This window comes from Campylobacteraceae bacterium, assembly GCA_013215945.1.
Taxonomy (GTDB): domain Bacteria; phylum Campylobacterota; class Campylobacteria; order Campylobacterales; family Arcobacteraceae; genus NORP36.
This window is the reverse complement of sequence record JABSOM010000004.1, coordinates 150,549-163,840: the sequence shown is the minus strand read 5'-3', so window position 1 is coordinate 163,840 and position 13,292 is coordinate 150,549. Positions and strand designations below refer to the sequence as shown.

General features: G+C 29.3%; 10 protein-coding genes. 1 reads left to right on the top strand and 9 read right to left on the bottom strand.

Annotation, left to right across the window (positions count from 1 at the left end):
- Positions 1-65: 65 nt before the first annotated feature.
- The 5 genes from HRT41_05775 to argB form a co-directional block, all read right to left on the bottom strand.
- Entirely contained in the window at positions 66-938 is an 873-nt protein-coding gene (locus HRT41_05775; protein ID NQY23520.1) for a cytochrome c1, read from the bottom strand.
- A 1-nt stretch (position 939) separates the two neighbouring features.
- Entirely contained in the window at positions 940-2,187 is a 1,248-nt protein-coding gene (locus HRT41_05770; GenBank protein ID NQY23519.1) for a cytochrome bc complex cytochrome b subunit, read from the bottom strand.
- Between the two features lie 10 nt (positions 2,188-2,197).
- On the bottom strand, positions 2,198-2,704 hold the full coding sequence (gene petA, locus HRT41_05765; protein NQY23518.1) for a ubiquinol-cytochrome c reductase iron-sulfur subunit: 507 nt from the start codon (positions 2,702-2,704) through the stop codon (positions 2,198-2,200).
- Positions 2,705-2,888: 184 nt separating this feature from the next.
- Positions 2,889-4,364, bottom strand: coding sequence for a threonine synthase (locus HRT41_05760; GenBank protein NQY23517.1), 1,476 nt, complete (start codon positions 4,362-4,364; stop codon positions 2,889-2,891).
- Positions 4,365-4,374: 10 nt separating this feature from the next.
- Positions 4,375-5,274, bottom strand: a complete 900-nt coding sequence (gene argB, locus HRT41_05755; GenBank protein NQY23516.1) for an acetylglutamate kinase — start codon at positions 5,272-5,274, stop codon at positions 4,375-4,377.
- 132 nt (positions 5,275-5,406) lie between these two features.
- On the opposite strand from argB, the gene HRT41_05750 reads away from it, so the two are divergent.
- The gene (locus HRT41_05750; GenBank protein ID NQY23515.1) at positions 5,407-8,136 is read left to right on the top strand and encodes a RecB-like helicase; all 2,730 of its coding nucleotides are present in this window, start codon (positions 5,407-5,409) and stop codon (positions 8,134-8,136) included.
- On the opposite strand, the gene HRT41_05745 is transcribed toward HRT41_05750, so the two are convergent.
- The 4 genes from HRT41_05745 to HRT41_05730 form a co-directional block, all read right to left on the bottom strand.
- A complete protein-coding gene (locus HRT41_05745) occupies positions 8,133-8,684 on the bottom strand; it encodes a thiamine phosphate synthase (GenBank protein NQY23514.1) in 552 nt (183 codons plus the stop codon). The genes HRT41_05750 and HRT41_05745 overlap by 4 nt on opposite strands.
- Positions 8,685-8,771: 87 nt before the next feature.
- Positions 8,772-11,042, bottom strand: a complete 2,271-nt coding sequence (locus HRT41_05740; protein NQY23513.1) for a methyl-accepting chemotaxis protein — start codon at positions 11,040-11,042, stop codon at positions 8,772-8,774.
- Between the two features lie 157 nt (positions 11,043-11,199).
- A complete protein-coding gene (locus HRT41_05735; GenBank protein ID NQY23512.1) occupies positions 11,200-11,886 on the bottom strand; it encodes a F0F1 ATP synthase subunit A in 687 nt (228 codons plus the stop codon).
- Between the two features lie 93 nt (positions 11,887-11,979).
- Positions 11,980-13,185, bottom strand: a complete 1,206-nt coding sequence (locus HRT41_05730; protein NQY23511.1) for a threonine ammonia-lyase — start codon at positions 13,183-13,185, stop codon at positions 11,980-11,982.
- Positions 13,186-13,292: the final 107 nt, after the last annotated feature.

The window sequence follows — 13,292 nt, the reverse complement described above, 5'->3', positions numbered from 1 at the left end:
TTTATTTTAGGCATAAAAAAAGGGCACAGATTTCTCTGTGCCCTTTTTTATTTAGAAGAGATGTTCTAGTGAACTTCTCTCCATTTACTGTTTTTCCAAAGGAAAGCAAAAATAGCAAAGATAACCATATAAATTAAGAACTTAGGTCCTAATTCTTCTCTTTGAGATTTTTTAGAATCTCCTATGTCTTCCATATATGCAATTACTTGAGCTTGAGCTTCTTCATTAAGTCCCACTCTTGGCATTGCTGTACCTTCAAGATGTTTAGCAGGATCATTAATAAATGTTCCTAAGTATTCATGTCCTCTTGATCTGATGTACTGAGATAAATCTGGAGGAGTTTTTCCCATATATGCTTTGATGTTATCAGCAGGAGTTTGAGCAGCCATTGAGCCACCTTTCATATCTGCGTATTTAATACCATGACATCTTAAACAAGCATCAGTAAACACTTCTTTATTTGACATTTCTTTAGGAGCAATTGTTTGTAAATATGCAACCATATCAGCAATATCAGATGCAGGCATCCAATCATAATTAGGCATAGGGTGAACTGCATCATCTACGAATTTATGCTCAACTTTTGCAGCTTTAGCAGGATTCTTAATAAATGCTGCTAAATAATCACCAGAATAAATCTTACCAGCTGAGGATAAATCAGGTGGAACAACACCATAAGCTGCTCCATTATCCGCGTTAGACATTAAAGCAGGAAAGTTAGCAACTTCAATAGAGTGACATGCTGTACAATTAGCTTGAACTAAAGTAGCACCATTTACAGCATCACCTTTAGCTCCATTTAATCCATCAACATCTTTAAAATCAAAATCAGCTTCTGCAACTGTTGGATGCATCTCGTGATGAGCATAAGGTTCAACACCCCAATACATCACAAGAGTAAGACCAACAACAACTGCAAGTATTTTTAATTCTCTCATTTTACTTACCTCTCTTTTTAGCGTCCATTTTAGTAACTAATGGTAATACTGCAAAAATTACTAAGAATGCAACGGCTGCGTAGAATCCTACCCATGCATTAGAACCTGTTGGAGGAAGTTTTCCATAAACAGTTAATACAATTAAATCGGCCATTAAAATCCAGAACCAAATAAAGAATAGTGGTCTTTTATGAGCTGGTAAAATTTCAGGATCTCTGTCTAAGAACGGTAATAACAAGAATGCAACATTGGCAAAACCAAATGCAGCTAATCCAATATCAAAAGCCTTAATTCCAGCAATATCAAAGAAGAAACCTCTTAATACTTCATACGACCATAAAAAATACCACTCTGGGTAAATATGTGCAGGTGTAACCATATTATCAGCAGGATCAAAGTTAACTGGATCCATAGCAAAGTTATAATGGAAGAATACTAAGTAAAAATAGAAAATCAAAAATACACCTAGAACTGCTAAATCTTTTGAGATAAATACAGGCCAAAAAGGAATAACTTTAGATTCTTTTTTATTTCCAGATAAATATTTTTGTGCTTCTAAATCATAATCAATTTCTTCCGAACTTTGATTATTAACATGAGGAATTCTTAATGTATAAAAGTGTAATCCAATTAATCCCATAATAGTAATAGGTAATAAAAATACATGTAACATAAAGAATCTTGTTAACGTAGCATCTGCTACATTAAAGTCCCCTCTAATCCAAACTACAAGTGCATCCCCAATAATTGGAACTCCACCAAATAGATTGGTAATAACCATAGCTGCCCAGTAAGACATTTGTCCCCAAGGTAACATATATCCAGAGAATCCAGCTGCTGAAAATGTCATAAACAATAACATACCAGAAATCCAAATCATTTCTCTACCTTGTTTATAAGAACCATAATAAATTCCAGTAAACATATGAATATAAATAATTAAGAAGATAACCGAAGCTGCAACACCATGCATATGTCTAAACAACCAACCAAATGCAACTTCTTGCATAATTGTGTAGTTAACAGAATCAAATGCTAAGTTAATATCAGGTTTGTAATACATCATCAAAAAAATACCTGAAATAATTAATATTCCAAAAGTAGTTGCTAATAAAACACCCATTGCCCATAAGAAGTTAATATCTTTTGGAATCCAATATTCAGTCATCATAACTTTATTGAATTGTGTGGTATTTAATCGTTGATCAAACCACTCACCAAGAGAGTTTGCTTTTGTTAATTTTGCCATTCGCTACCCCTTACGCTTGTGTTGCTAAAAAAGCAGCAATTTTTTTGAATTCAGGACCTTCGTTACCTAAAACGATAGTATTTCCTTCAACAGAAAATGGTGGTAAATCAAGTGGTCTAGGGGGTGGTCCAAATGTTTGTGTTCCACTCGCATTAAACTGACCGCCGTGACAGGCACATTTCCAAGTATCTTTTTTCCATGCAGGAATACAACCTAGGTGAGTACATAAACCAATTGCAACAGTAAATCTCTCTTTACCTACAATTAAATCTCGCTCAGAATCATCCATACTTTCAGATTTCTTAAGCACAAATATTGGCTTACCTCTCCACTCAAATGTTTCTGGTTTACCTGGTTTCATTGGGGTTAAGTCAATTGTTGTGAATCCACCAGCAAGTACACTTGGTAATGGATCCCAAGCTCGCTTCATTCCAACAAGTGCAAATCCACCACCTACAGCTGCAACAGCTGCAAATGAATAACCAATAAAATCACGTCTATTAGTATCGTTAGACATTAATCTTCCTTATTTTAAAATAAATTGTCCCATTATAATTAAACTTCACTTAAAAATATATGTTAATGAATAATTAATAACGAAATTGAAAGATGTGATGAAAAAATGATACAGATGGTTACAGCTACCTAAAGATGGTAACTGTTATGACTTGATAATGATTATTTATTGAGAATGATTCTTATTATTTAATAAAATTTATTATTTCTTTTTCTATCTCATCTTTGTTGATAACTGACTTATGAATAATTTCTGCGTTAAATAAATTTTTTATAGAATCTGTGATTTTTATATCAAAACTTGAAGATATTTCATCTAAAGCTTCTTTATCAGAGTATTTTACTTTATCACTTTTTAAAGCATTAAGTACAGTAGGAGAAAATTTTGTCCACTCAGCAGTTGAGTACATTACTGTTTTAAGTTTCTTTTCTTTTAAATTTTCGTATGCTTTAAAACACGTAGCTGTATGAGGATCCATTAAATATCCATCCAGACTTGCTTCTTTTATGATATTTAAACCATAATCGTCATCAGAGTTTATAGCAGAAAATACATTTTGCAATAAAACTAATTCTTCTTTTGTTAAAGAAAATTTATTTTCTTCATTTAAATTGTCCATTAATTCTTTTGTTCTTAAAGGTCCATATAAATCAAATATAATTCTTTCAATATTAGACGATTTTAAAATATCCATAGCAGGAGAGCTTGTTAATTTTAATTCTTTTCCTCTAATATCATAAATTCCAGTATTAATCCATTGGGTTAAAATATTGTTTTCATTAGAAGCAATAAGAATTTTTTCTATTGGAATACCCATTAAACGCGCATAATACCCGCCAAGTGCATTTCCAAAATTTCCAGAAGGTACAATTAAATAGATTTTTTCACCTAAAGTGATTTCTTCTTGTTTTAAGAGCTGGATATAGGAGTGAATATGGTAAATAATTTGAAATAGAATTCGTCCAAAGTTTACTGAATTAGCAGCTGAGAGTTTAATCCCCTCTTTTTGTAATTCATCTTTAAATGTTTGGGAAGCTAATAGATTTTTAAGTGCAGCTTGCGCATCATCAAAATTCCCATTAATTCCAATTACTTTTAAATTTTTACCTGTTTCACATACCATTTGTAGACGCTGTACATCAGAAGTTCCACCTTGTGGGTATAAACAAGCAACTTTGATATTTTCTTTGTCTCTAAATGTATTTAAAGCAGCAGGTCCAGTATCTCCAGAAGTTGCAGCTAAAATTAAATATTCTTGATTTTCTTTTTTAGCAAGAGCACTTAAAATTGAGCCAAATGGTTGTAAAGCCATATCTTTAAACGCCCTTGTTGGTCCATGATATTGTTCTTGAATAAATAAATCATCTTTAATTTTTACAACAGGCGCTGGATTATCTTTATCATCAAAAGCATCATACAAAGACAATGCTTTTTCTAATTCCTCATCTTCAATATCAATTCTAAATGTTTTTAAAAAACTAAATGCCAATTCTTTATAAGAAGAGTCTATATGTGCTTCAATAAATGCATTTCCTAAAATAGGCAATGTTTTTGGAACATATAAACCTCCAAATGAAGCACTTGGATTTAAAATTGCATGTGAAAAAGCAACTTCTTCTTCGTGTTTTCCATCATTTCCTCTGGTTTCTATAAATTGCATGTTTTCCCTTTTAATCTTGTAATAGTTTTTCGATATCTATACCGTTATTTGCATTGTTTTCTCGAATAAATTGAGTTCCAACTCCATCACTTGTAAACAGCTCTAGAATAATTGAATGTTCAACTCTTCCATCAAGTATGTGCGCTTTATTAACCCCATTATTAATAGCTTCTAAACAAGAATCTACTTTAGGTATCATTCCGCCATGTATGGTTCCATCTTTTTTGTATGCTTCTACTTGTTCTTGTGTTAATGTTGATAATAAATTTTTATCTTTATCTAATACACCTACAATATCTGTTAAGAAGATTACTTTTTGGGCATCTAATGCAGCTGCAATTTTAGATGCTGCTAGGTCTGCATTAATATTAAAGCCTGGATGATTGGGTTTTAATGAGTCAGCAATTGGTGCAATTACAGGAATAAAACCTTCGTGAATTAAAGCATTAATAAGTTTGGCATCTACTTTAGTAATTTCACCTGTATAACCAAATTTTCCATGATCTTTTGCTTTTGCTTGTATTAAAGAAGAATCTTTTCCTGAAATACCAATGGCTTTTGCTCCATGATAGTTTAATAAAGAAGTTAGGTTTTTATTAATCTCACCTGAAAGTACCATCTCTACAACTCTCATTGTTTCTTTAGACGTAACTCTTTGACCTTCTATAAATTCAGATGTAATATTAAGTTGTTCTAAAAGCTCAGATATTCTAGCACCTCCACCATGAACTATTACAGGATTCATTCCTACAAGTTTAAGTAAAACAATATCTTCCGCAAACTTTTCTTGTAATTCAGGTGACGTTTGAGCTGAGCCACCATATTTTATTACAATAGTTTTTCCATAGAATTTTTTAATATGTGGAATCGCATCAAGTAGCGTTTCAATTTTTTTAAGTTTTTTTTCCATTTCCATATCTTCTTTAATATTTTAATAGTTGGAATTGTACTAAAATTAAACTTTCTAAGTCCTAAGGTAAATTTTTTTATTTTTGAAAGTAGATAAAATTGCTTCTAATTTGTTTTTGAGTAGAATACATTTATGAAACAATTTTTAGCCCTAAAAGCCAGTGCAGGCTCCGGAAAAACCTTTGCATTAACGGTCCGATACATCTCTTTATTGTTGCTTGATGCAAAACCCAATGAAATATTAACTCTTACTTTTACAAATAAAGCAGCCAGTGAAATGAGTGAGCGAATATACAATACTTTGCTTACTTTAGGGGATGATGAAATATATTTAGACAATATTATAAAAGAATCGGGCCTTGCAAAACAAGTAATTTTAAATAAAAAGAATATTTTATTAAAAAAATTTAGAAATTCTGAACTTTCCATTTATACTATAGATAAATTTGTAAATAAAATTTTACGAGAATTTTGTGGATATATAGGAATTAGTGATGATTTTGATATTAAAGAAGATGATTTAGATGATATCTCTTTAAAGTTATTAAACTCATTGGATGAAAAAGAGTTTTCACTTCTTTTGGATTTTTCTCATTTTGAAAATAAAAAATATCATTCTATTTTTGATTTATTTAAAGTTTTGTATGAAAAAAATGAAGACTTTAAAACGATAAATATAGAAAAAGATTTGATTTTTGCACAAAAAGAATCTTTAATGAAATATGCTTATATCATTAAAGAACAAGTGCTTAATTCTGATGTCGCTTCAAATTCTGCAAAAAAAGCAGTTGATTTTGTCAGCTTTGAAGAACTTATTAAAAAAACATGGTTAAATAAAAATGCAGCCAAAGAATATTCTTATTTTAAAAAATGCTGTAATGATATTATGGAAAACAATTTTACCCTTTTAAAAGAACAACTAGAAATATATTTTAAACTAAAATCTACGTATTCTTTAGGTAATTTACTGCGTTTATATCGTATGTTTGTGAATTTTAAAAAATCGTATAACAAAGAAAAGAATTATTTAGAATTTAATGATATTTCAAATTTGGTTTATGATTTACTGCAAAATAAAATTGATAAAGATTTTTTGTATTTTAGATTGGATGCTAAATATAAACATATGATGATAGATGAGTTTCAAGATACCTCTACCTTGCAATATAAAATTCTAGAACCTTTAATTAATGAGATATTATCTGGTTCCAGCTCAAGCGAAAAAAGTTTTTTTTATGTAGGAGATACGAAACAAAGTATATATAGATTCAGAGGTGGACGAAGAGAACTCTTTGATCATCTTAGTAATGCGTTTCCCTTAATTGAAATGGACAGTCTTAATACCAATTACCGTTCAAAAGAGAATATTGTTTCTTTTGTGAATGAAATCTTTTTAAAAGTACATAATTATGAATACATCAAACAAGAATCTATTAATAAAGATGGATATGTAGAAGTATTTATAGATACTGCTTTAAAAGAAGATGAGAAATTTATCAATGTGGCTTCCAAAATATCTTATTTATTACAAAATGGTGTTGATATTAATGATGTAGCCATTCTTACGTATACCAATGCAGATGTTTTATCTTTATACTCGTATTTAAGTGAGAAGTTTCCTCATCTTAAAATTTCAACAGAAATGACGTCAAGGTTAAAAAATCAAGAAAATGTAAAAGCTTTGATTAATACTATAAAATATTTATATTTCAAAGAAGACATTTATAAAGAAAATCTACATGCTTTAATTGGTAAAAAACCCTTAGAAGAATTAACTCTGCACATTGATATCCAAGCTAATCTAAGTAAAAATTTAATGTATGTGGCTAAATATTTAAAGTTAATAGATGACAATGTAATTAAACTAATTGATTTAAGTAAAACGTATTCTAATATTGTTTCTTTTGTATATGAAATAGATAAACTTGAAAGCAGTATTGAAAATAAAGAACAGCATGGTTTACAAATACTTACTATCTTTAAATCAAAAGGTTTAGAGTTTGATACCGTCCTTTTATTAGATAGAATTAAAAGAAAAAATGTAGACCGTTCTTCTTTGTTATTTGAATACGAAGATGTGGTTTTAAAAAATATTTATTATAAAATACCTAATTTTGAACACTATAATGAAGAGTATAAAAATGCACTTTTAAAAGAAAAAGCACTTTCAAGGGACGATGAATTAAATATTTTATATGTGGCAATTACACGAGCAAAAAATAATCTGATTATTTTTAAAAAAGATGAAACTTCTGTTTTTGATTTATTAAATTTAGAAGCCTATCAAAATGGTACACTTTTTAGCAAAGAAATTGTTCCAAAAGCCAAAGAGAAAGTTCAAGCTATTTCTTATACTGCACTAGATTTAGGAAAACAAGAAAAACAAATTAAAAAAGAAAAAGATACTTCTTATACTTTGCATGCAAAATATTTTGGACTTGCTACTCATTATACGCTTGAAATGATGAATGAATTTACCTTAGATTCTCTGGTTTATGCGCTTAAATTAACTAAAAGTAGATATATGAATTATTTAAGCACAGCTGATTTTATATCAATCTATAAAAGAGTTGAACACTTACTTAAGAATGATCTTTTTATATCTTTACTTAAAGACAGTACGTTTATAGCAGAACAAGCAGTAATGTATAAAAATGAAATTAAGATATTGGATTTACTTTTATATAAAGAGGATTCTTTTATTATTTGTGATTATAAAACCACAAAAGACGAACTCCTTGAGCATGAGGTTCAAGTTTCCTATTATAAAAAAGCCATAGCAGATATTTTTAAAACAAAAAATATTAAAACCTATGTTATTTATTTAAATGAAAAAGGAACAAAAATAAAAGAAACTTTTTAAAGAAAATACCTTATAGAAGCAAAACCATACGCTTTGCTTTTCTTTATTTCTTTAAGATGCGCTTTTGTAATAATTCCACCAAGTGCAAAAACCTTGATTTCATACGTATTACAAATACGTATTAATTCTTCTATTCCTTTGTTTTTTCCTTTATTAGGAGTATCAAAAATAGGAGAGAAAGAAACAGCATCTGCTTTATTTAGAATTGCTTTTTTTATATCTTCTTCATTATGGCAAGAAATAATGACATATAAAGCTAATTCTTTGGCTTCTTTTATTTTATCAAACTGTTGTGATGTTAAATGAACCCCACTTGCTTTTAATTTATGGGCTAAAAGATATTCTTGATTCAGTAAGATATTTTTGATGTTTGAAGTTTTGCAAATATTAATAAATGTTTTGGCTAAATTTTCATAGTCATTATTTGTTTTGTCTCTAAAACAAATAAAGTCAGGTTTATTTTTAGACAAAACATCTAAAAGGTTTTTTTCAAACACTTCTTTTGTTTCTTTATAATAATTGGGATCTGTTATTAAATAAGATTTCACTTTTTACCTTTTTGCATGTATGTAGAAGTATAATATCTAAGAACTAAAAAAGTGTTAAATTCACGATAAATAAGAGAAAACTCTTATTTAACTATTTTTTCCTTCAAACTCTTTTTCAAGACTGTCTTCAAGTATTTTACTTGCAATATCATCTGTGGTACTTGCAATATCATTTGCTTTTTGTGCAATAGCTGCATTTTCTTGTGTCATAGAATCTAAACGAGAGATAGTATGATTAATTTGTGATATGCCCGATACTTGTTCTTTAAAGTTATGAATAACTTCTTTAATCATTTGCGTATTTTGTTCTACATTTTTATTTAAATCTTCATATCCTTCAATCATTTCAGTGGCAATATTTTTTCCTTCATTCGCTTTTACTGTTGCATTTTCTACTAAGTCTTTGATCTCTTTGGCTGCTTGTGCTGATCTACTTGCAAGATTTCTTACTTCTTGCGCAACTACTGCAAAACCTTTTCCTGCTTCTCCTGCTGTTGCTGCTTCAACGGCTGCATTTAGAGATAATATATTGGTTTGAAATGCAATTTGGTCAATTATGACAATGGCTTGTGAAATTGAGTCGGTTTGTTTATTAATTGAATCCATAGAAGAAAGCGTTTTATTGGCTAATTCTTGGCCTTTTGTTATGGAATCTTGTAAAACATTTGAATTATTCGCCATATTTGACATATTGTTTTCGTTGTTTGTCATATTCATGCTAAGTTCTTCTATTGAAGCTGCTGTTTCTTCTAAAGAAACAGCTTGAGCTGTACTTGAAGTATTTAAAGTATTCGTAATATCTTTAAGATTTTTAGAATTATCTTTTAATTTGTTTCCATTTTTTAAATTAACTTGTAACATGGATGTTGTTGAAATTCCCAGAGCATTTACATCTTCATAGAGTTTTTTGATATCTGCGTGAATGTCTTTTGTGGGTACAGAGTTTATGTAGTTATATGAGGCATAAGAAGATAAAACTTCTTGAACATTTTTTATATTGTAGGATATTCCATCCAACATTGAATTAACTACATCTTTTAATTCATTTAATTCTTTATTATTTGAATGTGCCAAAATACGTTTATCTAAATACCCTTCTTTTACTTTTGACGCAACCAAAACAGTATCTTTTATCAAAATATTATCTATGGATAAATTTTCTTTTATTTGCGAAATATTTTTGTTTATAAGAGAGGCCATTTGGCCAATTTCGTCATTGTTTTTAATTGTGATTAAAGAAGTATCGTCTTTTTTATTATTAAGAAAATCAAAAAAATCAACCAAGCCATGCTGTAAGTTATTCATTGGATTAATGACTAAGGTTTTTATTACTAAATAAATACATAAAACAATTAGAAGGATTGAAACTATACTCAATACTAATAAGAGCATAGAGAATTCATTACTTTCTTTTAAGAAGTCTTCTTTTGTACTTCCTAATACTAATTTCCATTTTCTATCTGTATAGTTTTCATGTAAAACTGTTTTATGAAAACGCTCACCATTAGAATTTGTCCAAATATAGGAGTCTTGACCTATTGTTTTTTTATATAAATCTTTTATGTATTTTTTTCCATTAATATCACTAAGGTTTATAATATTTTCACCTTCTTTTGTAGGATGCAAAATTAATGTACCTAAATCTTTTTCTTTGGTACTTAATATATATAAATAACCACTCTTACCAATTTTGATATCTTTAAGTCTTTTTATTAGTTTATTAAAACTTTTTGTATAGTTATACCCTACATATAAGATTCCTATAACTTCATTGTTCTTCATAATAGGATTATATACTGCCATATAATGTTCCCCAAATAAATAAGCAGTTCCAAAATATTTTTTACCTTGCATTATAGGTGCATAAGCGGGTGATTTTTTACCTAAGTAAGTTCCTAAGGTTCTTGAACCATCACCTCTTTTTAAAGAAGTACTTACTCTTATAAAATCATCTCCTATTCTTGCAAAAACGGTGGCAGTAGAGCCTTTTAATTTTGTATAATCATCCACATAAGTGAAATTATTATTCAAAACAATACCTTGTGAAGTGATCTCTGGGGTGCTTACATTATTTACTAGAATACTTTTACTTGTATCCAAAGAAATATCATTAAATTGACTGTCAAAAGCTTCATATAAACTGTCTGCTACATCTTTTAATAAACCATCAAAGGTTTCCAGTGTTTGATTGACTTGATGTAATTGTACTTTTAGCTGAGAGTATATTTGTTTTGTAATGAGATCTTCTGAACTTCTCATAGAAAATATATTGAAAGCCAGTAATATTACAGTTAAAATACTTGCTAAAATAATAGTACTTTTGAGTCTTAAACTTAAATTCGAAAAGAAAGTAAACATTTGTATCCTTTATTTTGGTAAAAAATATATTACCAAAATAAAGATAAAAATAACAGTATAAAATACTTTTTATACCTAAAAAATTAAAATAATAATTATCAGACATAAAAAAAGGGGAAACATTTCTGTCTCCCCTTTTAAAAATTAAGCTAAATTACTAGTGATCTTCTTCAGCCATCATAACTGAACCTGCAATATAAACATATGTTAACATTGCAAAAATAAAGGCTTGAAGTACACCAAATGCAGTTAATAAGAAAAACCCAGGTAAAGGCACAATCCAAGGAACTAACATTAATAATACCATTAAGAACATATCATCCCCTCTTACTGAACCAAATAATCTAAATGCTAAAGATATGATTCTTGAGAAGTGAGATATAATCTCGATTGGAAACATCAAAGGTGCTAATATAGGCATAGGACCCATAAAGTGTTTGAAGTAATTCACAAAACCATTGATTTTAATACCTACATAGTTATAGTATACAAATACCATAATTGCTAATGCAGCAGTAAAGTTAATGTTTGAAGTAGGAGATTCAAAACCTGGAATAACTCCCATCATATTTGATAAAAAAATTACAAGCGCTAATGAACCAATTAATGGTAAATATCTTCTAGCATTTTTTTCACCCATACTATCACTACCCATTGCGATAATACCTGTAATATATGCTTCCATAACGTTTTGTGTACCAGATGGTACTAATTGTATCTTACTCGTAGCTGCTCTTACTAATAAAACGATAATACCGATTACTAATGCATAATGCGATAAGATTATCCATTCTTGACCATGCCCACCAATAGCACCTAAGAACGTAAATAGTCTTCCTTCCATTGTCTTCCTTTATTTTGTTGTTTCTATTTATTAATTATTTCACGTATTATAATGACATTAATCTAAATACCTTATGAATCATTAAGCAAAAACTTATATTTGTTTAAATTTGTAACCATTATTTTTCAAATGTTCTTTTATTTCTTTTTGATGCTCAGGACCTTTTGTCTCTAAAGCAATAGTTACATACGCTTCTCCAAAATCAATTTCTACAGAATTTCTATCAAAATCAATTTGTACTATATTCGCATCACATTGTGTAAACACATCTGTAATATCCATTAACGCACCTGGTTTATCCATTAACGTAACCAATAAATTTAATTTTCTATAAGATTTAACCAAACCTTTTTCGATTATTAAAGAAAGCATAGTAACATCAATATTACCACCACTTACTAATGCGCAGACTTTTTTATTTTCAATATCAACTTTTTTATGCATAATAGCAGCCACAGTAACAGCGCCTGCTCCTTCAACAACTAATTTATGACGCTCTAATAAAAATAAAATAGCATTGGCAATTTCTTGTTCACTTACTTCAACAATTTCATCTACATATTCAAGGGCATAGTCCAGGTTTTTTGGCATAACACAGCGTACTGCTATTCCATCAGCTATGGTTTTAACACTTTTAGAATCAATAGGTAGTTTGGCTTCAAAAGATTCTTTCATTGCTCTAGCACCAGTTGCAACTACTCCAATTATTTTGATATCAGGATTCATACTTTTAGCAGCAATTGCAATTCCTGCAATTAAACCTCCACCACCAATAGGAACAAGTATTTCTTCTACGTTTTCACATTGCTCAAGAATTTCAAGACCAAGTGTTCCTTGTCCCGCAATAACTTTATCATCAGCAAAAGGATGAATAAAAGGCTGATTGTTTTTATTTGAAAATTCTTTTGCTGCTTCATATGCTTCATCATAATTAGCACCTTGTAAAACAACAGTCGCACCATAAAGTTTAACCCCAGATACTTTAGTAAGAGGTGTTGATTCAGGCATAAATATAGTTGCACTTATTCCAAAATGTTTGGCAGCATAAGATAAACCTTGGGCATGATTTCCAGCACTAGCTGCAACTACTCCTCTGTCTTTTTCTTCTTGGCTTAGCGTTGAAATCTTATTAAAAGCACCTCTTAATTTAAAAGAACCTGTTAATTGTAAGTTCTCTTTTTTTAAGTAAACTTGCCCTTTTGAATCTTGGCTTAAAAAAGGTGCGTACGTAATAGAAGTTTTATTTATTATTCCTTCTAATTTTTCTTTTGCTTGGTTTATGTCAGTTAATGTTATCATGTCATATCTTTATAGAAATTTTGGCTTACATTCTAGCCTAAATTTACTAAAGAAAGAAACTTACAATTATTCACTAAAATATTTTTCATAATATAATGATTAAAAAG